The following is a 21386-nucleotide window of genomic DNA, read 5'->3' on the forward strand; positions in this document are numbered from 1 at the left end:
ACGAGCTCTGCGCCATGACTTGGCATTTCGCTTCGCAGGACACCGTCCTGACCGACGCGACGCCGCAGAGTGTCGGCCTCGAGCCGGCCCCGATCGCGGAGGCCGTGGCGGCGATCCGCGCTCACGAGGCTGCTCCGCCGGGCGGCTATGCGCTCTTCGCAGGGGCCGTCGGCGTGATGGGCCACGAGGGCCGGGTCGTCGCGCGTGATGCGAGCGGGTGGGCGCTGCGATATGCCGACGAGTCGACCGAGCTGCCCCGCGAGCGGTGGGTCCCGATGCGCGAGGACACGATCTTCGACCTAGCCTCCGTGTCGAAGCTCTTCACGTCGATCGCCGTGATGCAGCTGGTCGAGGAGGCGGCGGCGTCCCTTGATGCGCCTGTCGCGGCATATCTCCCTGAGTTCGCCTCTGCCGGAAAGGAGTCCGTCACCGTCCGAGAGCTCCTGACGCACCGGTCCGGGCTCCCGGCATGGCTGCCGCTCTCGAGTGACTACCCCGACAAGCCGTCTCGCATCGCGGCCGTGATGGACCAGCCCCTGGACGGTGCGCCCGGCCGGACCTACCTCTACAGTGACCTCGGCCTCATAGCTCTCGGCGTCATGGTCGAGCGGCTCCAGGGCGTGCCGCTCGACCAGGTCGTGATGGCTCGAGTCACCGGGCCGCTCGGCATGACCGACACCGGCTACAACCCGGTCGCGGTGGACCGCACGGCCGCGACCGAGGCGAAGACCAAGGCAGCACGGGGCCTCGTGCGCGGGCAGGTGCACGACGAGAACGCTTGTGCGCTGGGCGGCGTCGCCGGGCACGCGGGAGTCTTCTCCACAGCCGACGACCTCGCTGTCCTTGCCCAGACACTGCTCAACGGCGGCACCTATCGCGGCCGGCGGATCCTCCGCAGCGCGACTGTCGTCGACCTGGTCTCCGGCGCCGACGGGGGCACTGGCGGGGATGCCCACGGCCTCGGCTTCGAGCTCGACCAGCGGTGGTACATGGACGACCTCGCCGGTCCGCACACCGCAGGTCACACCGGCTTCACGGGCACCTCGGTCGTCATCGACTTCACGTCGCGGTCGTTCGCGATCCTGCTGACGAACCGCGTCCACCCGTCACGCGACTGGGGCTCGGTCAACGTCGCGCGCCGGGAGTGGGCGCACGGCCTCGCCGCCGCCATCCGCTCAGGCACCAGCTCCGGTTCGAGGTGATCGATGGTCGACGAGGAGGTATGCCGGGTGCTCCGGGAGGCGTCCAGCGTCGAGCAGGTGCCGGCCGAGGACCATCGCCCCGTTGAGTGCGGCACCGACGGCAGCACTCCTCGCGCGACCTGTCGCGGCGAGTCGCGCATCGAGCGCCGTACGGATTGGCTCGGACGCAAGCAGGCCACCAGTCGCGACGAGGTGCGGCCGTTCGAGACCTGCGGCTGCGGCGACGAGCGAGTCCGCGAGGGCGATGCCGGCGTCTCGGCAGATGCCGGCCGCGACAGGATCGCCGTGCTCGGTCGCGGCTTCGCTGACGAGCGGTGCCACGGACGCGAGCCGCGCCGGGGTGTCGTCGGCGGTCATCACCAGGCGCGGCCAGCCCTCCGGTCCGCCCAGCAGGTCGGATGCCGCCTGGAGCAGTACCGGCGAGCCGCCAGGCAGCCCGTCGACGGCGCGTATCGCAGCCCGCAGGCCCATCGTCCCGACCCACGCGGCCGATCCGCGGTCGCCGAGCAGGTGTCCCCAGCCGTCGACGCGGTTCCACCGCTGGTCGAAGTCGGTGCCGAACGCCACGGCACCCGTGCCTGCCGCGACGACGGCTCCTGGCTCGATCCTCCCGATCGCCCCGACGAGACTGGCGACCGCGTCGCTGACCACCACCGTCGTCGCGGCGCCCAGACCCGAGGACACCTCGCGCAGCACCGCTTCGCGATCTGCCAGCATCAGCAGCCCACGCATCGACCACACGACAATGTCCGGGGAGCCGGTCGGCCGATCGTCGGCGACGCCCGGGCGCGCTCCGACGGATCCCTTTGTGCCGCCGACAGACTCGAGCAACCTAAGGGCATCTTCGACGAGTGGCCCGACCTGGATCCCGGCCGGCCCGACGCGCACGCCCGGAGCGGTGAGCACGGGACCCGGCCGACCGGCATACGTCTGGAGGCGAAGGGCGGAGCCGCCGATGTCGACCGCGACGACCACGCGACCGACTGAGTGGGCGGGGTCCCGCGCAGTCACCGGGGACACCCACGTGGAGCTTGTCGCCGCAGCGCTCCTCAGCGCGGCGAGGGCGCCCGCGACCGACCCCTCGTGGTCGTCGAGGGTGCGACGGGCCGTCGGGACGTCGACGTCCGCGAGCATCGACAGCAGAGCCGGCTTCAGCTGGCCACCCGCGGCGTCGAGAGCACGGCGAGCCCGGTCGGCGTCGTCGCCTGTCGCTTCCTGAAGGATGCGCACGACCCGCCCGCGCAGCTTGGCATTCGTCGCGACGACGTCGACCATGAGATTGGACCAGGTGCGCCCGAGGCGGATCATGACGGCGGTCGAGAACGACCCGAGGACGAGCTTCTGGGCGGTCCCTGCCTTGAGCCGGGTCGATCCGGTGACCACCTCCGGGCCGGTCGGGGCGACCAGCAGGTGATCGACGTGCGGGCCGATCGATGCGTCGGGGTTCGCGGTGAGCAGCGCCGTCACCGCGCCGATCTCCCGGGCGCGCGCGAGGGCGCCGGCCACGAACGGGGTCCGGCCCGAGGCGGTCAGCCCGATGGCGATGTCGCCTTCACGAAGACCGTCGGCCTCGGCGCGGCCCTGCTCGGTGTCGTCCTCGACGTTCTCGACCGCGCGGCCGAGTGCGGCCGTGCCACCCGCGAGATGGGCGACGACCAGACCGGCCGGGACGTTGAACGTCGGCACCAGCTCGGCAGCATCCAGCACCGCGAGGCGCCCCGAGGTGCCCGCGCCGAAGTAGTGGATCGCACCGCCCGCACGCAGCGACTCGACCGCACGGTCCACGAGGACCGCGAGCTCGGGCAGTGCCTCTCCCACGGCACGCGGGACGGTCGCGTCCTCCGCATTGAGCACGCGCAGGATGTCGAGAGAGGAGTACGTGTCGATCGACATCGTGCCCGGGTTTCGCTGCTCTGTCGGCGCCTCGACTCTGACCTCGCTGTCCATCCGACGGACGTTAGCCCTTGACGCCCGCGTGGTCACGCACGTGGCCCCACCTCATCGACCGCACCGGTCGCCCGCGCGGCCGGAGGCGCGGGCCTGGAGACGACACTGCCCGCCCGGGCACGAACCCCGGGCGGGCACTGGACGCATCTGCTGCGACGAGCGGGCGGTCTCGGAGACCGAGGCCGCCCAGGCTCAGCGCAGCGGGTTGAACGGAGCGAGCTGCTCCGGCGCGGTGCCGGTCACGATCTGCTCGGCGAGCAGGCGACCGGTGACCGGGCCGAGCGTGATGCCCCACATGCCGTGGCCGCCGGCGACGAACACCTTGGACGACTTCGTCGCGCCGATCAGCGGGAGGCCGTCGATCGTGCAGGGGCGTGAGCCGACCCACTCGTCCTGACGGTTGTCGAGGTCGGCACCCTTGAGCAGCGGGCGGGCCGACTCGACGATGGCGTTGATCCGGCGCTGGTCGAGGGCGGCCTCGGGCTTGCGGAACTCCATCATGCCGGCCACGCGGAGGCGGTCACCGATCGGCGTGCAGGCGACGCGGGCGGCCGGGAAGTAGACCGGGCCGTTGGGCAGGTCCTCGACCGCGACGCTGAACGAGTAGCCGCGGCCGGCCTGGACGACCCGCTTGACGCCGAAGTCGCGAGCGAGCTTGCCGAGCCACGCGCCGGTGGCGACCACGACGGCGTCGAACTGCTCGGTGATGCCGACCTCGTTCGTGATCGCGACACCGCCGGGCGTCTCGAGGATGTTCGAGACCGCGTTGCCCGTGACGATCTTGCCGCCGCGTGCCACGACCGAGTCGGCCAGAGCCGCGACGTAGGCGCCCGGGTTGATGAACCGCTGGCCGTGGAGCACGATCGCCGCACCGATGTTGTCCGAGAGCGCCGGCTCGATGGCGCGGGCCTCGTCGCCGGACAGCACGTCGAACGTGATGTCGCCGCCGGACGCGTGGATGTGCTCGATCTCTTCGAGCAGGGTCTTGCGCTCCTCGACCGTGCGGTAGGCGGCGGTGAACGACTTCGCCTCGTACGTCTCGGCGTCGACGCCACCCTCACGGAGCAGGTCGAAGCTCTGGAGCGACAGGTCGTTGACCGGCACGAGGGAGCCCATCGCCTTCTTCCACGCCTTCATCGTGCTGTGGCGCGTGAAGCCGGTGACGAAGCGTAGGAAGTTCGGGTTGGCGCTCGGCGGCACGTAGACGGGCGAGCTCGGGCTCAGCACGGCGCGCAGCCCGTACTTCAGCACGGCGGGCTCGGGCAGCGGGGTGGCGATGCCGGGCGTCAGCCAGCCGGCATTGCCCCACGACGCGCCGGCCGCGACGCCGTCGCGGTCGATGACGGTCACCTCGACGCCGCGCTCCTGGAGGAACCAGGCGGTGGCCAGGCCGACCATGCCGGCGCCGACGACGGCGACGCGCTCGGGGGCGGGGGAACCGGACGGGGTCACAGCGGGCATGCGATCGACTCCTGTGTCATCGATAAGGGTGTGGGTGCCTACCACCATGGTCCCGGCACAGCGAGCGCGCCTCGTGGTGCCCCGGTGCCAAACTTTCCCTTCATGGCTGTGCTCAGCGAACAACGGCGTGCCACCATCGAGGTATGCCGCCCGCTCCCTCCCGCCGCCCAGGTCGCCCAGGGCGCTCAGTGCGCTCAGGCCACCCGGCGCGCCCGGCGTCTCCGGCGCGCCCGGCGACCCGCACCTCGTCCACGACGCCCGTGGGCCTGCCCCTCGCGCAGCTCGTCGGGTCGATCGGGGGTGGCCTGCTCACGCTCGTCGCCGACCCGGACGGGCGGACTGTCGACGATGTCACGCTGGCCGAGCCGGGGTCGGGCGTGTTCGGCCAGGCGGGCGACCTGCTCCTCGGGGTCGGGATCGACCGTCCGGCAGACGCTGCGGCGCTCATCGAGGCGGCGGCCGAGGTGGAGGCGGGTGCGGTCGTGCTCCGGCGCGCCGCGGCCCGCAACCCCCAGGTCCGGGCGGCCGCGAACCGGTTCGGCGTCAGCCTCGTCCAGCTCGCCGACCACGCGTCGTGGGCCCACATCGTCTGGCTGCTTCGCGGCGTGCTCGACCGGGCCGCGAGCGGGCCTTCGCTGCGAGCCGAGGGACCGGTGCTCGACGAGCTGTTCGCGCTGGCCGACGCCTGCGCAGCGCTCGTCGGCGCCCCGATCACCATCGAGGACACCCAGTCCCGAGTGCTCGCCTACTCCTCGACCCAGGACGTCGCCGATCCGGCGCGCCTGTCGACGATCGTCGGCAGGCGCGTGCCCGACGAGGTCATCGCAAGCCTGCGCGGACGCGGCGTCTTCCGGCAGCTGGCCACATCGAGCGCGCCCTTCTTCGTGCCCGCCGGCCGAGGCCTGCGCGCGCGGCTCGTCGTGCCTGTGCGGGCCGGCACCGAGTGGCTTGGCTCGATCTGGGCGGTCATCGACGAGGAGCCGCCCGAGCAGGTGAAAGAGTCTCTCGCGCAGACGGCCTCGGTCGTTGCGCTGCACCTGTTGCGGCAGCGCTCGCAGGCGGACCTCGCCCGTCGGGTGGCGGCCGACCGCCTGCGAGCCGTCGTCAGCGGCGACACCCTCGAGGCCGAGGGCTGGCTGCCGCCGCCGCCCTGGCGGGTCGTCGTGCTCGCCGGCGCGCACCAGGTGTCCGGCGACGCGGAGCGCGAGCTCGACGTGTGGGAGTCGGCTGCTCGCCGCCGGTCCTGGCGCCAGCCGTTGCTCGCGATCTTCGACGGCATGGCCCTGGCACTCGTCCGCGACACCCCGGGGAGCGCGGCGCCCGGCACCTGGGAGTGGCTGCTCGGGGTCGTCGAAGAGGTCGCGCTGGTGACCCCGACGGCATCAGCGAGCGCCGGCGGCTCGGTGAGCCGGACCAGCGACCTCGACCGCTCGCGCCGGGAGGCCGGCGAGGTGCGCCGGCTCCGCGACGCCGGCCGGGTGACCGGTCCGGCCATGACCGTCGAGGACGCCTGGGCCGCGGTCACGAACGCCCGCGCGCTCAGTGGGATCCGCACCGAGGAGCTGCTCGGTCCGGTCGCGGTCCTGCGCGCGCACGACGAGGCCCACGAGACGGCATACCTCGAGACGGTGGCGGCGTGGCTCGACCATCCGGGCGACCCCAAGGCCGCGGCAGCGCGGGCGCATGTGCACCCGAACACGCTGCGCTACCGGCTCCAGAAGATGTCGGACATCGTCGACGTCGACCTGCATGATCCCGAGACGCGCCTCGCACTGCGGCTGCAGCTGCGCGCCCTCGGGCACTGACCCTGAGCACCGCTCACGCGCTGCCCATGTGCACCGTTCCGTCAGCATCGACGCGGAGGTTCGGGTTGTGGACGAAGTCCCACCGGAAGCCGTCGGGATCGGCGACGCACGCACTCCACCCGCCCCACTCGCGCTCGGCCGGCTCGGTGACGGTGGTCGCCCCCGCCGCGAGCGCGGCGGCATACAGGCCTTTCACCTCGTCAGGGCCGTCGACGGTGTGCCCGAGCGACATCGGCGGCCCCTGGGGCCCGTGCCCGACGTCGCCGTACTCGCTCGGCATCTGCTCGACGTTCCACAACGCGAGCAGCTGACCCGGGGCGCACTGGACGAAGCTGATGTCGCCGGGGATGTCGAGGATCGAGCGAAAGCCCAGCCCGTCGACATAGAACGTGCGCGATGTCTCGACGTCGCGCACGCCCAACGTGATCGCAGTGACCTCAGGAGGATTCGTCATGCGCCGACGCTAGAGGCCGGCACCGACAACCGCGGTGCCAGTCGGGGGAGGTGCGCCGCTGGCACACCTCCCCCGGCTGTCTGACCGGTACCCCGACTCGGCGGTCGCGTCAGTGGCCGCCACCCAAGAGTTCGCGAACCTCTGACTCGCGGTACCTCCGGTGCCCACCGAGGGTCCGGATCGAAGTCAGCTTTCCTGCCTTGGCCCAACGGGTCACCGTCTTCGGGTCAACCCGGAAGAGGGCCGCGACCTCTGCAGGAGTGAGCAGCTTCTCGGTTTCGTGTCGATCCTGAGTCGTCATTGTCATTTCCCCACCACCCTGTCGCTAGGTGCAGCGACACGCATGCGCCCCAACGGGGGCTCAGTAAAGCAAGGGTAAAGTCTCCAACCGAAAGTTGGCGGTTAAACACTGAAAAAGGGCTGATCGCCCCAGTATCACCCACTTGGTCCCGCAGGCGCTGTGGGTGCCGCCCACTGGTACGGGCCCCACCCGTCTCGGAGGTCGGCGCACTCTCGGCGGACTCCCGGCAGCCCCACAGTGGCCTCGCGGTGGACTCGCGGTGGACTCACATCGGCCTCACGGCGGCCTCACGCCGGCCCTCGCGGGCGAGTCGAGGGGTCCGCCGTGGGCATGATTTGCCTGCCTCATGTAGCGTTAGCACCACGAGAACACACACATTCCCGGGGCCGCTACGCGGACATCGAAGAGCCATCCGGTTCTCCGAAGAGCGATGCCGTCCCGGCACGACGCACGAGGGGGTCACGCCATGGGGCGCGGCCGAGCCAAAGCCAAGCAGACCAAGGTCGCACGGCAGCTCAAGTACTACACGCCTGACACGGACTTGAGCGCGCTGGAGCGCGAGCTGCACGGTTCGTCACCACGGGAGCCCGATCACCAGTCGGGGTCCTACGACGAGAACGACTACGACGACTACGGGAAATGGGCCGCCGGCGAGCGCTGAGCTCGCCTTCCATCTCCACCACCTCGTGCGTCGGGTGAGACCACTCGGCCGGCGATGGTGGCTGTCCCGATCCGTCCTCGAGGGCGTCCCGAGGCTTTCCCAAGGGTGTCCTGAGGCTGCTCGGGCCGTAGGCGGCGAAGGTGCGTGACGGGGCCGGTGATCAGGCCGCCGGGTGTGTCCCGACGACCTGCACCGCGCCCCCGTCCACGCCCTTGGCTCCCCTGACGACCTCGACTCCGTCGACGACGAGGCCCTCTGCGTACGCGTGCTCCTCGGTGGTCACGCTCCCGAGCAGCCACGCCCGTATGCCGTGTGCCTCGCTGACCTCGACCGCGCGGTCCGCCTGCGACTGGGGCAGCACGGCGACGAAGCCGATGCCCTGGTTGAGGGTGCGCTCGAGGTCGGCCTGCGGCACCCGGCCGAGGGCCTGCACCGTCCGGAAGACCGCCGCAGGCGCCCACGTGCCGCGGTCGAGACGCGCGAACATCCCGGACGGGAGCACCCGAGCGAGGTTCGCCGCGAGCCCGCCACCGGTCACGTGGCTCAGGGCGTGCACGTCGACCCCCTCGGTGTCGATGAGGTCGAGCAGCGGCTTGGTGTAGATCCGGGTGGGCTCGAGCAGCTCCTCGCCGAGCGTCCGGCCGAAGTCGTCGACGTGCCGGTCGAGGGACCAGCCCGCTGCGTCGACGACCCGCCGCACCAGGCTGTAGCCGTTGCTGTGCAGGCCGCTGCTCGCGAGCGCGACGACGACGTCGCCGTCGGCCACTCGATGGGGACCGAGCACTGCGGCATACTCCACGACGCCGGTCGCGGCACCGGCCACGTCGTACTCGTCGGGTTCGAGCAACCCAGGGTGCTCGGCGGTCTCGCCGCCGACGAGCGCCACTCCGGCCTCCTCACAGGCGCGGGCGATGCCGCCCACGATCGCTGCGATCCGCTCGGGGACGACCTTGCCCGTGGCGATGTAGTCGGTCATGAAGAGCGGCTCGGCCCCGCAGACGACGATGTCGTCGACGACCATCCCGACGAGGTCGAACCCGATCGTGTCGTGCTTGTCCATCGCCTGCGCGATCGCGACCTTGGTGCCGACGCCGTCGGTCGAGGTGGCCAGGACCGGGCGGGTCATCCGTGCGATCGCGCTCGCGTCGAACATCCCGGCGAACCCGCCGAGCCCGCCGATGACCTCCGGCCGGGTCGCGCGGCGCACCGACTCCTTCATCAGCTCGACGGCCCTGTCACCCGCCTCGACGTCGACTCCGGCTGCGGCATACGTGATCGGGCGCTCACTCACCCGCAAAGCCTACCGACGGTCGGCCCGTACCCCCTCGGGCCCCTCTGCCCGTTCGAGGTATTCCGGTCGATGTAATGCGTCGTGAAATGAGGCGACTCTGCACCTCGAACCGGATACCTCGAACCGGGCTCCACATCCCCTGGTGCTGGTCAGTGGCTGTCCACAGCAGCTCATCGGCAGTCCCCGCACGGCGCCGGACCTGGCGCAGCCTCAGTCCATGAATTTCGAGCGGCAGCAAGCCATCGAGTCGGCGGCAACCGTAACCGGAGGAGTGGTGTCCCGACGGGTCCTGCGCGGACTCGGCATCACTCATGACGACGTACGCACGGAGCAGGAGGCCGGGCGGTGGCGGGTTATCGGCAACCAGACAGTGGTGCCACACCGCGGCCCGGTGCCCGTCGAGGGGCGCTACTGGTCGACCATCTGGGAGACCGGCACCTCCATCGCGGCCCTGGACGGGGTCACCGCCCTTCAGGTAGCAGGTCTGCGCAACTACCGCGACGACGAGATCCACGTCTCCGTCGTGCACCGCTGCGCGGTCAAGAGGGCCGCAGGCGTGCAGCTGCACAAGGTGATCCGACGCGTGCCGGGCGAAGTCCTGACCAGCGGCATACCGCGCACGCGACCGGCGGTGGCCGCACTGCGGGCCGCGTACTGGGCGGCATCGGACCGGCAGGCCGCGCTGGTGCTGATCATGACAGTCCAGCAGGGGTTGGCGACGCCCGAGCAGCTGCTTGCCTGGTCCAAGCGGCTGCGGGGCCGTCGGCGGCGCGCATTCATCAAGGACGTGATCTTCTACATCTCGGCCGGGGTGCGAGCCCTCGGCGAGCTCGACTTCGCGCGACTGTGCCGTGAGTGGGACCTGCCGGAGCCGAGCCGCCAGGTCGTCGTCGACTCACGGCTCGGGCGCAGCTATCTCGACGTCCGGTGGGACGGGTTCGCTCTCGTCCTTGAGATCGACGGCGTCCAGCACCGCGAAGGACTTCAGGTCAGCGCGGACAACCTGACCCGTAACGAGGTGACCCTGCGTGCGGACCGAGTCCTGCGCATCGACCTCATCGGGCTGCGACTGCACCGGGACGAGTTCATGAGCCAGGTCGCCCGTGGGCTCGGACTCGGGTCGAGGTATTCCAGTCGATATGAAAGGTCGCCGGATGTCGCGAGCTGATACCTCGAACCGGGAGGGCGTCAGGGGTGCTGAAGCGCGTTCTCGCCGCCCGCGCCGACTCCGAGGCTGACGCCCTCGACGTCGACGGAGCGGTCATGACCGGTGCGGACGGTCAGCGGCAGCGTCTCGAGCACATGCTTGCCGATGTTGCCGTCCTCGGGCAGCTCGATCGGGTAGCGCCCGGTGAAGCACGCGGTGCAGAGCTCGTCGGCCGGCTGGCGGGTTGCCGCGATCATGCCGTCCTCCGAGATGTACCCCAGCGAGTCGGCGCCGATCGAGGCACGGATCTCCTCGACCCCGAGGCCGGTGGCGATCAGCTCGGCGCGCGTCGCGAAGTCGATGCCGTAGAAGCACGGCCACTGCACGGGAGGCGACGAGATACGCACGTGCACCTCGGCAGCACCGGCCTCGCGAAGCATCCGGATCTGCGCCCGCTGGGTGTTGCCGCGCACGATCGAGTCGTCGACGACGACCAGCCGCTTGCCACGGATCGTGTGCTCGAGAGGGTTCAGCTTGAGCCGGATGCCCAGCTGGCGCAGGGTCTGCGAGGGCTGGATGAAGGTGCGTCCTACATAGGCGTTCTTGACGAAGCCCTGGCCGAACGGGATGCCCGACTCCTGCGAGTAGCCCACGGCCGCAGGCACGCCCGACTCCGGGACCCCGATGACGAGGTCGGCGTCGACGGCGTGCTCGCGGGCCAGGACCCGGCCCATCTCGACACGGGCCTCATGGACGACGCGCCCACGGATCACCGCGTCGGGCCGGGCGAGGTAGACGTACTCGAAGACGCACCCCTTCGGCTGCGGCGTCGCGAACTTGTGCGATCGCAGGCCGTTCTCGTCGATGGCGATGAGCTCGCCCGGCTCCACCTCGCGGATCACGGACGCGCCGATCGTCTGCAGGGCGGCCGTCTCGGAAGCCACGACCCAGCCCCGCTCGAGGCGGCCGAGCGCGAGGGGCCGGACCCCCCAGGGGTCGCGGGCGGCATACAGGGTCTGCTCGTCCATGAAGATGAAGGAGAACGCGCCGCGCAGCTTGGGCAGCAGCTCGAGCGCGGCCTGCTCAGGCGTGCGGTCCTCGTTGGACGCGAGGAGCGTCGTGACCAGCGCCGTGTCGGACGTGTTGCCGCGGGCCAGCTCACCGGTGACGCGGGAGCCGCCGAAGTGCTCGTCGACCAGGGCCTTGAGCTCGACGGTGTTGATGAGGTTGCCGTTGTGGGCCAGGGCGATGGTGCTGTGGCCGGTCCCGCCGAGGGTCGGCTGGGCGTTCTCCCAGGTGGAGCCGCCGGTCGTCGAGTAGCGCGTGTGGCCGATCGCGATGTGTCCTCGCAGCGACGACAGCGCCGTCTCGTCGAACACCTGCGACACGAGGCCCATGTCCTTGTAGACCAGGATCTTCTCGCCGTCGCCGGTGGCGATGCCCGCCGACTCCTGCCCGCGGTGCTGCAGAGCGTAGAGCCCGAAGTACGTCAGCTTCGCGACGTCCTCTCCCGGGGCCCAGACACCGAAGACCCCGCAGGCGTCCTGCGGGCCCTTCTCGCCGGGGATGAGGTCATGGTTCAACCGACCGTCGCCACGTGCCACTGCCCCATTGTCCCACACGCGAAGCGACGCCCCGGACGCCCGCGTATGCCGCCGAGTCGAGAGAGCACGCGCCGCAGAGCGCGAAGGGGCCGGGCCCCCTGGCCCCCTCGAGTCACGAACGGAGCGCGAACTCCTCGAGCACCTCGTAGCGCGGGCGCCGCCCGCGCCCCTCCCCGAGATGCGACTCGACCAGCGCCACTCGGTCGGCGACCCACGCGGGGCCCTCGTACGCGTCCAGCGCGCGGATCCAGCGTGTCGCCTCCGTCGGCCGGTGGAACCGCCCGAGCGTGACATGAGGGTGGAAGCGCGCGCCGTCCGGGGTCGCGCCGACGGAGTTCGCCGCGGACCGTATGCCGTCCGCCAGCGTGCCCAGGTCACCGCGCAGCTGCTCGACCCCCGTCCAGAGGACGCGAGCGGCATACGGGTTCGGGAAGGCGCCGGCCCCGGCGAGCTGGAGGATGAGGTGGTCGTGCCGAGCGGCGGAGTGCTCCACGGCGTGGGTGAGGTCGTCGAGGCGCCACTCGGGCACCGAGCCGAGGAAGGCGAGCGTGACGTGCCACTGGTGCCGGTCGGTCCAGCGGAGCTCCGCCTGCGGGGTGTCGGCCTCCCGCCGCGGCGTGACGTGCTCCTCGAGGTCGTCGAGCGCGTCGTCCGGAGGGACTACCGCAACGAAGAGCCTCATCAGGCCTCCACGGGATTGTCTGGCGCCTCGCTTCGTCCAGGCAACGCCGGCGCCGCGGAACTGCTTGGCGCTAGGGCGGCCCCCGATGCGATGAGGGCATCGATGCCTCCGATGCCCCAGGCGGCGAGCGCCTCGCGAGTGTCGGCGCCGACCGCAGGCGGTGGCGTCGTCAGGGCCGCCGGGGTCCGCGAGAAGCGGGGCGCGGGTGCGGGCTGGAGCACCCCGTGGTGCTCGACGTACGTCCCGCGCGCGGCGAGGTGCGGGTGCGACGGCGCCTCGGCATAGCTGAGGACGGGCTCCACACAGGCGTCCGTGCCCTCGAACACAGCAGTCCACTCGGTGCGCGTGCGTGTGCGAAAGCGGTCGGCGAACAGTGCTCGCAGCTCCGGCCACCGGCTCGGGTCGAGGCGGTCCGGGGCTGAGCCGGCGAGCCCGACCAGCCTGAGGAACTCGTCGTAGAACGGCTGCTCGAGCGGGCCGACCGCCATCCAGCCGCCGTCGCTGGTCTCGTACACGTCGTAGAACGGCGCGCCGGTGTCGAGGAGGTTCGTGCCGCGCTGATCAGACCATGCGCCGCCGGAGACCAGGCCGACGACGAGTGAGGACACATGAGCCGTGCCGTCGACGATCGCAGCATCGACGACCTGCCCGTGCCCGCTCGTGCGTGCCTCGACCAGGGCGGCGAGGATGCCCGCGACGAGGTACATGGCTCCCCCGCCGAAGTCTCCGACGAGGTTCACCGGCACTTGTGGTGGGCCGCCGGCGCGGCCTATTGCGCCGAGCGCACCGGTGATCGCGACATATCCGATGTCATGGCCTGCCGCCTGCGCGAGAGGACCCTCCTGCCCCCATCCGGTCATCCGTCCGTACACGAGTCGCGGGTTGAGGCCGAAGCAGTCATCGGGGCCGAGGCCGAGCCGCTCGGCCACGCCCGGCCGGTAGCCCTCGATGAGGACGTCGGCGCGCGCGACGAGCTCACGCGCGGTCGCGAGGCCGTCCGGGTGCTTGAGGTCGAGCACGACCGACGGGCGACCCCGTCGCAGGAGGTCCGCCTCCTGCGGCACCGGCACCGGCATCGGCGGCGGGCCGGGTCGGTCGAGCCGGATCACGTCGGCGCCGAGGTCGGCCAGGAACATCGCCGCGAACGGCGACGGCCCGATGCCAGCGAGCTCGACGACCCGGATGCCGGTGAGCGGGCCCGACCGGGCCGCGCGACCGTCCGTCTCAGGACGTGTCTCAGAGCGCACCTCAGGGCGCGCCTCCGGCCCGGCCGCGGGCTCGGTCACGAGCGGCCGCGGCCCGTCCGGTCGAGCAGGACGGCGAGGATGCCGGCGACGCCCGCCCCGAGGAAGGCGCCCAGGGCCGCGAGGAAGAGGACTGCCGTGCCGACGTCGAACGTCTTGCCCTCCGGGTAGCTCGGGCCGCCCGGGTCGCGGAGCCCGAAGATGATCCCGGCGACGAGCCCGATGAGTGTCCCGGTCAGCAGGAAGCGCTTGAAGTTCGGCGTGCGCGGGGTCTCAGGACTCACGGCTCAAGGTTAAGCGATGCCAGCGGCAGCAGGCCTTCGAGGTGGGCCCGCTGGCCGCTCGCCCTGACCTTCGCCGCCGCCACGGCCTCGTCCCAGCTCAGGTCACCGACGGCCAGCCGCAACCAGGTGGCCGCGTCCGTCTCGATGACGTTCGGTGGCGTGCCACGTGTGTGGACCGGACCCTCGATGCACTGGACGGCGCCATAGGGCGGCACTCGCACCTCGACCGTGCGTCCGGGCGCAGCCGACGCCAGCTCCTCCAGCGTGTAGCGCACCGCGGTGGCCGTGGTGGGTCGATCGGCGGCAAAGGCGGCAGCACGGCATACCTCGAGGGCAGCGATGCCCTCGGCGACTGGGGTGCGGCGGCGTGGAGGCATCGCTGCAGGCTATCCGTGCGGCCGGATCAGCGCAGGCGCGGGATGACGTCGGCCGCGACGGTGTCCAGCGTGGCCTGCACGCCCTGGAACGGGTCGGTCGAGCGTGGCCAGTGCGTGATGACGTCGGAGAAGCCCAGCTCGGCCGCGCGGCCCGCGGCGTCCTCGAAGGCGCCGACGCTGGTCAGCGAGAACGTCGGCGCCGAGTCGAGGTTGAGGTAGCGGTCGAGATCTGCCGCGTCGCGACCTGCCGCGGCGAGCGCCTCGTCGACCCTCGCGCTCAGGGCGCCGATGAGCGCCCACCACTCGTCGTCGGTGTCGACGTTGCCGCCGTAGGTCATCCAGCCGTCACCGCGCTCGACGGCGAGGCGGATCGCCTTGGGCCCGTTGGCGGCGATGACGAGCGGCACGCGTGGTCCGTCGGGCAGCCCCCGGACAGGTCCGGGCCGGGTCAGCACGTCACGCGCGCCGTAGAACTCGCCGTCGGCGGTGACCCGCTCCTCCCGCAGCAGCCGGTCCACGAGGCTGGTGAACTCATGGAACCGGGCGGTGCGCCGCGCGAGCGACAGGTCATCGCCGGTGAGCTGCGAGTCGAGGTCGCCACCGGAGCCGATGCCGAGGATGAACCGGCCCCCGGAGATGTCGTCGAGCGCGAGGATCTCGCGCATGAACTGCACGGGATGGTGGTTGTTGGGCGACGACACGAACGTGCCGAGGCGCGCCGTGCTCGTGACCGCCGCGGCCGCCGCGAGGGTGGGCATCGCCGCGAACCACGGCGACTCGGGCAGCCCACCCCAGGTCATGTGGTCGAACGTCCACAGGTGGTCGAAGCCCATCGTGTCGGCCTCGCGCCACATCGGCTCGGCCACCGACCACGCGTGCTCCGGCAGGATCGCCAGTCCGAATCGCATGCTCCGACCGTAGCCTGATGCGGTGACAGGGAAAGCGACCGAGAAGCCCATCGCCGAGCCCATCGCCAGGCCCATCGCCAGGCCCATCGCCAGGCCGCGCTTGGACCCCCGGTCTCGCTGGGACGCCGAGGCAGTCCTCGCCGCCTCGAACGAGTGGTCGTGGGTGCCCGAGGGCGCTCCGCACGTCCGAACCGACGAACTGCTCGTCGTCGCCTACCCCGAGCACTTCCTCACGCCCACGGTGGCGCGGGTCTTCGGCTCGGACCGGGATCCTGTCGAGCTCGTCGACGAGGTGCTCGACATCGCACGCGGCTTCGGCCGAGACCGGCTCTGGTGGCACCTGGCCGACACGACCCGCCCGGCCGGGCTCGAGGCTGAGGTCCTGCACCGCGGCGGCGAGGTCGTCGAGCGGATGGACGTGCTCGCGTTCGTCCTCACGGGCGCCTCACTCCCGGACCTCGGCGTCCCCGCAACGGTGACGGTCCGCCGCGTCACCGACGCCGAGACGACGCGCGACGCCCTGGTCGTGAGTCAGGCGGCGTTCGGCGGGCCGGAACCGACGGAGGAGATGGTCCAGGAGAGCCTCGCCGAGATCCGCACCGGCCTGGACGACGCCAGCACCGGCCGGGTCGTCGCCTACCTCGACGGCCGGGCTGCGAGCACCGGCGGCTGGGCGATGGCCGGCGACGTATGCCGCCTGTGGGGGGCCGGCACTCACCCTGACCTCCGCGGGCGAGGCGCCTACCGTGCAGTGCTCGCCGCCCGGCTCGAGCTCGCCGCGCAGGTCGGTGCCACGATGGCCCTGACCCACGGGCGCGTGGAGACGTCGTCGCCGATCCTGAGGCGGGTCGGGTTCAGGCGCTTCGGCGAGCAGCGCCAGCTCGTCATCGGCCTGTGAGCGGCGCCGGTCGGCCCGCGTCCAGGATCTCGCTGGAGTGGGACGAACGCGGCGGCGTCACCGTCCACATGGACGGCTCGCCCCAGTCGCACGTCCAGCCCGACGAGCCGACGCTGCTTGTCTTCGAGTACGTCCAGCACCTGGCTCTCGTGATCGACGCCCTGCCACCCGGGCCGCTCGCGGTGACCCATGTCGGCGGGGCCGGCCTCACGCTGCCGCGCTATCTCGAGGCAACGCGCCCCGGCTCCCCCCAGATCGTCCTCGAACCAGACGCCGACCTGACCGCCTTGGTACGCAAGGAGATTCCGCTCCCCCGCCGCCACCGCATCCGGGTCCGGCCTGTCGACGGGCTGTCGGGAATTCATGCCCTCGGCACCGCATCTGCCGATGTCGTCATCACCGACGCGTATGCCGCAGGGCGCGTCCCAGCGGAGCTGACCTCAGCGGCATACCTCCTCCAGGTGGCGCGCGTGGTGCGCCCGACCGGGGTGGCCCTGTGGAACCTCGCGGACGAGCCTGGACTGCGTTGGGCGGCAAGGGTGCTCGCGACGATTCAGACTGCGCTCCCCCACGTCGCACTGATCGCCACGCACGAGGTGCTCAAGGGCAAGCGATTCGGCAACGCCGTCGTCGTGGCGAGCCACTCCCCCCTGCCGGAAGAACGGCTGCGGCGGGACGTCGCGCGCGCCAACCTGCCCACCGGCATTCGCCTCGGTGACGCCCTCGACCGGCTCGTCGCCGGCTCAAGACCGTTCGGCGACGAAGGTCAGGCAAGCCCGCCCCCGCCCGACGCCCGCGGCTGGCGCGCGATCTGAGCTGCGCTTCCCGACGACGGCGGCCGTCAGGCGCCGAAGACCGCAGGCAGCGTGAACTCGTGAGCCGACTTCAGCTCGGACACGGACACCGAGAACTGGCCCGGGATCTCGAGGTCGCGCCCGCCCGTGACGCCGATGCGCACGTGCGGGACGTCGCCGAGCAGAGCCTCGAACTCGGCCGCGTGGCCCGGCCGCACTGCGACCATGGCGCGGGCGCTCGACTCGGAGAAGAGAGCGGTGAATGGATCGAGCGGCGCACCCGTGTCCGTGACGCCCACCCGGTCCAGGCCGTCGACGATCACGCCGACGCCATGGCGCATCGTGGCCTCAGCGAGCGCGATGGCCAGGCCGCCGTCGGACAGGTCGTGCGCGCACTCGACGAGACCGGCCGCGGCCGCCGCGACGAGCGCGGAGCCGAGCGCCTTCTCGGCGGCGAGGTCGACCCGCGGCGGCAGGCCGCCGAGGTGTTTGTGGATGACGTGCGCCCACTCGGACCCGTCGAGCTCGTCGCGGGTCGTGCCGAGCAGGTAGACGTGCGCGTCGTCGCTGCGGAAGCCGGAGCCCGAGCGCTTGGACACGTCCTCCATGACACCGAGGACCCCGATCACGGGAGTCGGGTGGATCGCCACGTCACCGGTCTGGTTGTAGAACGACACGTTGCCGCCCGTGACCGGGATCCCGAGGAAACGGCAGCCCTCCGCGATGCCACGAATGGCCTCGCGGAACTGCCACATCACGCCCGGGTCCTCCGGCGACCCGAAGTTGAGGCAGTCGGTGACGGCGAGCGGGGCGGCACCGGCGGTGGCGACGTTGCGGTACGCCTCGGCGAGCGCCAGCTGCGCGCCGGCATACGGGTCGAGCTTGGCGAACCGTCCGTTGCAGTCGGTCGCGACGGCGACCCCACGGCCGGTCTCCTCGTCGACACGGACCACGCCCGCGTCGTCGGGCTGCGCGAGCGCGGTGTTGCCGAGCACGTAGCGGTCGTACTGGTCGGTGACCCACGACTTGTCGCAGAGGTTCGGTGAGCCGATCAGCGTGAGCAGCTGCTGGCGGACCTCGTCGCCGCTCTTGGGGCGCGGGAGCGTGGAGGAGCTGTCGGCGTTCAGCTCGTCGAGGTATGCCGGCCTGCTGAGCGGGCGGTTGTACGTAGGCCCCTCGTGCGCGACCGAGCGCGGCGGGACGTCGACGATGACCTCGCCGTGCCAGGTGATGACGAGGTTGTCACCGTCGGTGACCTCGCCGATGACGGTGGCCTCGACGTCCCAGCGGCGCGTGATCGCCATGAACTCGTCGACCTTGTCAGGCTCGACGACGGCCATCATCCGCTCCTGAGACTCCGACATGAGGATCTCGTGCGGCTCGAGGCTGGCATCCCGCAGCGGGACGAGGTCGAGCTCCACCCGCATGCCGCCGTCCCCGTTGGACGCGAGCTCGCTGGTGGCGCAGGAGAGCCCGGCGCCGCCAAGGTCCTGGATGCCGGCGACGACGCCAGCGGCATACAGGTCGAGACAGCACTCGATGAGCACCTTCTCGGCGAACGGGTCCCCGACCTGCACCGCGGGACGCTTGGCCGGGCCACCGGCCTCGAACGTCTCCGACGCGAGGACCGAGACGCCGCCGATGCCGTCGCCGCCGGTCTTGGCGCCGAACAGGATGACTTTGTTGCCGACACCCGTCGCCTTCGCCAGGTGGATGTCCTCGACGCGCATGGCGCCGACACAGAGGGCGTTCACGAGCGGGTTGCCCTGGTAGCAGTCGTCAAAGACGACCTCCCCGCCGATGTTCGGCAGGCCGAGGCAGTTGCCGTAGCCACCGACGCCGGCGACCACGCCGGGGAGCACGCGCTGGGTGTCGGGGTGGTGCAGGTTGCCGAACCGGAGCGGGTCCATCACCGCGATCGGTCGCGCGCCCATCGACATGATGTCGCGAACGATGCCGCCGACGCCGGTCGCGGCGCCCTGGTACGGCTCGACGTAGGACGGGTGGTTGTGCGACTCCACCTTGAAGGTGACCGCCCAGCCGTCGCCGATGTCGACGACGCCCGCGTTCTCGCCGATCCCGACGAGGAGCTTCTTGCGCATCTCGTCGGTGGTGTTCTCACCCCAGAGCTTGAAGTGGATCTTGCTCGACTTGTACGAGCAGTGCTCCGACCACATGACGGAGTACATCGCCAGCTCGGCGATGGTCGGACGGCGGCCGATGATCTCGCGGATGTTGGCGTACTCGTCGGACTTGAGCCCGAGCTCGGCCCAGGGCTGCTCGACCTCCGGGGAGTGGGCCGCGTGCGCGACGGTGTCGAGCTCGGCCTGCTGTGCGGTGTCGGTCATGCGTTGGCTGCGCTCTCCAAGGTGTGCTTGATCAGCGAGGTGAAGAAGGCCCGCCCGTCGAGGCTCGGGCCATAGCCCTCCTCGACCGCGTGCTCGGGGTGCGGCATGAGGCCGACGATGTTGCCTCGCTCGTTGGTGATGCCTGCAATGTGGCGGTATGAGCCGTTGGGGTTGCGTCCCTGCTCGTCGGGCACGTAGCGGAACACGACGCGGCCCTCGCCCTCGAGCGCGTCGAGCGTCTTCTCGTCGGCGACGAAGCCACCCTCGCCGTTCTTGAGGACGATGGTGATCTCCTGGCCGACCTCGAAGTCTCCGGTCCAGGCCGTCGAAGCGTTCTCGACCACGAGGCGCTGGTCGACGCAGTTGAACTTGCGGTGGTCGTTGCGGATCAGCGCGCCGGGCAGCAGGTGGCTCTCGGTGAGCACCTGGAAGCCGTTGCAGATGCCGAGCACGGGGAGGCCGCCCTGGGCGGCCGGGACGAGGACATCCATGACCGGGGCGAAGCGGGCGATGGCGCCACAGCGCAGGTAGTCGCCGTAGGAGAACCCGCCCGGCAGGATCACAGCGTCGACGCCCTTGAGGTCGTCGTCACCGTGCCAGAGCGAGACGGCCTCGCCGCCGCACTCGCGCACCGCGCGGGCCGCGTCGCGGTCGTCCAGCGAGCCCGGGAAGGTGACGACGCCGACCTTCACTGGCCGTCGGCCTTGCTCGCGGCTGCGGCCCGCGGCCGTCGCACGGCCGCCTTCTTCGCCGGCTCGTCGAGAGAGCGGACGGAGACGACGTCCTCGATGACGGGGTTGGACAGGAGCTTCTCGGCGGCCTCGCGAGCTGCGGCGAGGTGCTCGTCGGTGACGTCACCGTCGACCGTGAGGACGAAGCGCTTGCCCTGTCGCACGTCGGTGAAGCCGTCGAACCCGAGCCGAGGGAGTGCGCCTCCGACGGCCTGTCCCTGGGGGTCGAGGATCTCGGGCTTGAGCATGACGTCTACGACGATGCTTCCCATGCGTTGTTGCTCTCCCTGTGGTGTATGCCGTGGGGCGGGCCCATGCGGGACCGGTGGAAGTCTATCCGCCGCTGAGCACGCTCCCGACCACGTCTCAGCGGGCGATGCGGGCATGCAGGTGCATGTCGTGCCAGCCGTCGGGGTGCAGCAGAGCCTCGCGCAGCGTGCCCTCGGCATCGAACCCGGCCTTGGTCGCGACCCGGCACGACGGCTCGTTGTCGACCGAGTGGACCAGCTCGAGCCGGTGCAGGCCCTGCCCGAACAGCCAGTCCGCCATCGCGGTGAGCGCGAGGCCGGCGATGCCTCGGCCGCGAGCTGCTGGCATGACCCAGTAGCCGACCTCGGCGACGCCGTCGGCGAGGTGCAGTGCTGGCAGCCCGACCCGGCCGAGGACGACGTCTGAGCCGTCGACGACCGCCCACTCCGCTCCGGTCTCGCGCTCCCAGCGCGTCCACGCACGGCCCTTGACCCAGTCCAGGGCTTCCTCCGGATCGAGCGACCGGCGGTGCCACCGCTGGATCGCCGGGTCGGCATACGCCTCGACCAGCGCTCCGGCATCCTCCTCGCGGAACGGGCGCAGCGTCAGCGCGTCCCCCGCGGGGAGGCGTGGCTGAGGCTGCGAGCTGAGAGAGCCGCGCTCCGCGGCCGTGGGTAGGGCTGACATGCGCTCACCCTGGCAGGCGACACCGACACCCACCGACCCCGACCGAAACCGACCGACACCGACCGACATCGACCGACATCGACCGGCCCGACCGGCACCGACCGCGGCACCCACGCCCGCGCGAGCGCGCGGTTCCGGTCTGACGCGATCGGCCGGTTGTCCACAGATCCACCGTCGCGCCGGGCGAGTGTCGGCGGCTTGACCTAGGATCGAACGCATGTGCTACTCCTCACCTTTGTATGGGTGTGGATGAGCGCGTTTGATGGCGTATGTCGTTGAGTCGCAGGGGTGTGCGCGTGGTGGGGTGTCGA

21 protein-coding genes are annotated in these 21386 nt (G+C 71.4%); 6 read left to right on the plus strand and 15 right to left on the minus strand.

Translation table 11 applies throughout. The annotated features are described in order from the left end of the window. Nucleotides 1-14: 14 nt before the first annotated feature. Nucleotides 15-1202, plus strand: a complete 1188-nt coding sequence (locus ACWEOW_RS22210; protein WP_452271424.1) for a serine hydrolase domain-containing protein — start codon at nucleotides 15-17, stop codon at nucleotides 1200-1202. Here ACWEOW_RS22210 and ACWEOW_RS22215 read toward each other — a convergent pair. Next, a complete protein-coding gene (locus tag ACWEOW_RS22215; protein WP_452271425.1) occupies nucleotides 1176-3149 on the minus strand; it encodes an N-acetylmuramic acid 6-phosphate etherase in 1974 nt (657 codons plus the stop codon). The two genes, ACWEOW_RS22210 and ACWEOW_RS22215, sit on opposite strands and share 27 nt — an antisense overlap. 192 nt (nucleotides 3150-3341) lie before the next feature. After that, the gene (locus ACWEOW_RS22220) at nucleotides 3342-4610 is read right to left on the minus strand and encodes an NAD(P)/FAD-dependent oxidoreductase (RefSeq protein ID WP_452271426.1); all 1269 of its coding nucleotides are present in this window, start codon (nucleotides 4608-4610) and stop codon (nucleotides 3342-3344) included. A 260-nt stretch (nucleotides 4611-4870) separates the two neighbouring features. On the opposite strand from ACWEOW_RS22220, the gene ACWEOW_RS22225 reads away from it, so the two are divergent. Continuing rightward, nucleotides 4871-6415: a PucR family transcriptional regulator gene (locus ACWEOW_RS22225; protein WP_452271427.1), complete on the plus strand. Its 1545-nt coding sequence runs from the start codon at nucleotides 4871-4873 to the stop codon at nucleotides 6413-6415. Between the two features lie 13 nt (nucleotides 6416-6428). Here the strand turns inward: ACWEOW_RS22225 and ACWEOW_RS22230 are convergent, their stop codons facing one another. Continuing rightward, nucleotides 6429-6869 carry a VOC family protein gene (locus tag ACWEOW_RS22230; protein ID WP_452271428.1) on the minus strand — a complete coding sequence of 147 codons (441 nt, stop codon included), beginning with the start codon at nucleotides 6867-6869 and terminating at the stop codon, nucleotides 6429-6431. Between the two features lie 109 nt (nucleotides 6870-6978). Continuing rightward, nucleotides 6979-7170: a BldC family transcriptional regulator gene (locus ACWEOW_RS22235; protein ID WP_452271445.1), complete on the minus strand. Its 192-nt coding sequence runs from the start codon at nucleotides 7168-7170 to the stop codon at nucleotides 6979-6981. 466 nt (nucleotides 7171-7636) lie between these two features. Between ACWEOW_RS22235 and ACWEOW_RS22240 the strand changes: the two genes are divergently transcribed. Continuing rightward, a complete protein-coding gene (locus ACWEOW_RS22240) occupies nucleotides 7637-7831 on the plus strand; it encodes a DUF3073 domain-containing protein (RefSeq protein ID WP_452271429.1) in 195 nt (64 codons plus the stop codon). A 160-nt stretch (nucleotides 7832-7991) separates the two neighbouring features. Here ACWEOW_RS22240 and purM read toward each other — a convergent pair whose 3' ends face one another. Continuing rightward, complete coding sequence (purM, locus tag ACWEOW_RS22245; protein ID WP_452271430.1) at nucleotides 7992-9122, minus strand: phosphoribosylformylglycinamidine cyclo-ligase; 1131 nt, start codon at nucleotides 9120-9122, stop codon at nucleotides 7992-7994. A 217-nt stretch (nucleotides 9123-9339) separates the two neighbouring features. On the opposite strand from purM, the gene ACWEOW_RS22250 reads away from it, so the two are divergent. Further along, complete coding sequence (locus ACWEOW_RS22250) at nucleotides 9340-10290, plus strand: hypothetical protein (protein WP_452271431.1); 951 nt, start codon at nucleotides 9340-9342, stop codon at nucleotides 10288-10290. Between the two features lie 20 nt (nucleotides 10291-10310). Here the strand turns inward: ACWEOW_RS22250 and purF are convergent, their stop codons facing one another. The 6 genes from purF to ACWEOW_RS22280 all read right to left on the minus strand — a co-directional run bounded on the left by purF (nucleotide 10311) and on the right by ACWEOW_RS22280 (nucleotide 15368). Next, nucleotides 10311-11873, minus strand: coding sequence for an amidophosphoribosyltransferase (gene purF / locus ACWEOW_RS22255; RefSeq protein ID WP_452271432.1), 1563 nt, complete (start codon nucleotides 11871-11873; stop codon nucleotides 10311-10313). A 112-nt stretch (nucleotides 11874-11985) separates the two neighbouring features. Continuing rightward, the gene (thpR, locus tag ACWEOW_RS22260; RefSeq protein WP_452271433.1) at nucleotides 11986-12555 is read right to left on the minus strand and encodes an RNA 2',3'-cyclic phosphodiesterase; all 570 of its coding nucleotides are present in this window, start codon (nucleotides 12553-12555) and stop codon (nucleotides 11986-11988) included. After that, nucleotides 12555-13802: a CaiB/BaiF CoA transferase family protein gene (locus ACWEOW_RS22265; protein ID WP_452271434.1), complete on the minus strand. Its 1248-nt coding sequence runs from the start codon at nucleotides 13800-13802 to the stop codon at nucleotides 12555-12557. Before ACWEOW_RS22265 ends, thpR begins: the two co-directional genes overlap by 1 nt. Nucleotides 13803-13837: 35 nt before the next feature. Then, on the minus strand, nucleotides 13838-14083 hold the full coding sequence (locus tag ACWEOW_RS22270; protein WP_452271435.1) for a hypothetical protein: 246 nt from the start codon (nucleotides 14081-14083) through the stop codon (nucleotides 13838-13840). Next, nucleotides 14080-14460 (minus strand): sterol carrier family protein, encoded by a 381-nt coding sequence (locus tag ACWEOW_RS22275; RefSeq protein WP_452271436.1) that lies wholly within the window; start codon nucleotides 14458-14460, stop codon nucleotides 14080-14082. The genes ACWEOW_RS22270 and ACWEOW_RS22275 overlap by 4 nt, the downstream gene beginning before the upstream one ends. Nucleotides 14461-14486: 26 nt before the next feature. Beyond that, a complete protein-coding gene (locus tag ACWEOW_RS22280) occupies nucleotides 14487-15368 on the minus strand; it encodes an LLM class flavin-dependent oxidoreductase (protein ID WP_452271437.1) in 882 nt (293 codons plus the stop codon). 22 nt (nucleotides 15369-15390) lie between these two features. On the opposite strand from ACWEOW_RS22280, the gene ACWEOW_RS22285 reads away from it, so the two are divergent. Further along, nucleotides 15391-16266, plus strand: coding sequence for a GNAT family N-acetyltransferase (locus ACWEOW_RS22285; RefSeq protein WP_452271438.1), 876 nt, complete (start codon nucleotides 15391-15393; stop codon nucleotides 16264-16266). Then, nucleotides 16263-17081: a spermidine synthase gene (locus ACWEOW_RS22290; RefSeq protein ID WP_452271439.1), complete on the plus strand. Its 819-nt coding sequence runs from the start codon at nucleotides 16263-16265 to the stop codon at nucleotides 17079-17081. The genes ACWEOW_RS22285 and ACWEOW_RS22290 overlap by 4 nt, the downstream gene beginning before the upstream one ends. 26 nt (nucleotides 17082-17107) lie before the next feature. Here the strand turns inward: ACWEOW_RS22290 and purL are convergent, their stop codons facing one another. The 4 genes from purL to ACWEOW_RS22310 form a co-directional block, all read right to left on the minus strand. Further along, the gene (gene purL / locus ACWEOW_RS22295) at nucleotides 17108-19408 is read right to left on the minus strand and encodes a phosphoribosylformylglycinamidine synthase subunit PurL (protein ID WP_452271440.1); all 2301 of its coding nucleotides are present in this window, start codon (nucleotides 19406-19408) and stop codon (nucleotides 17108-17110) included. Next, nucleotides 19405-20100 carry a phosphoribosylformylglycinamidine synthase subunit PurQ gene (gene purQ / locus ACWEOW_RS22300; RefSeq protein WP_452271441.1) on the minus strand — a complete coding sequence of 232 codons (696 nt, stop codon included), beginning with the start codon at nucleotides 20098-20100 and terminating at the stop codon, nucleotides 19405-19407. The genes purL and purQ overlap by 4 nt, the downstream gene beginning before the upstream one ends. Next, the gene (gene purS / locus ACWEOW_RS22305; RefSeq protein WP_452271442.1) at nucleotides 20097-20411 is read right to left on the minus strand and encodes a phosphoribosylformylglycinamidine synthase subunit PurS; all 315 of its coding nucleotides are present in this window, start codon (nucleotides 20409-20411) and stop codon (nucleotides 20097-20099) included. The genes purQ and purS overlap by 4 nt, the downstream gene beginning before the upstream one ends. A gap of 94 nt (nucleotides 20412-20505) precedes the next feature. Continuing rightward, nucleotides 20506-21075 carry a GNAT family N-acetyltransferase gene (locus ACWEOW_RS22310; RefSeq protein WP_452271443.1) on the minus strand — a complete coding sequence of 190 codons (570 nt, stop codon included), beginning with the start codon at nucleotides 21073-21075 and terminating at the stop codon, nucleotides 20506-20508. Nucleotides 21076-21386 lie beyond the last annotated feature (311 nt).

The sequence above is a fragment of the Monashia sp. NPDC004114 genome, assembly GCF_053603855.1.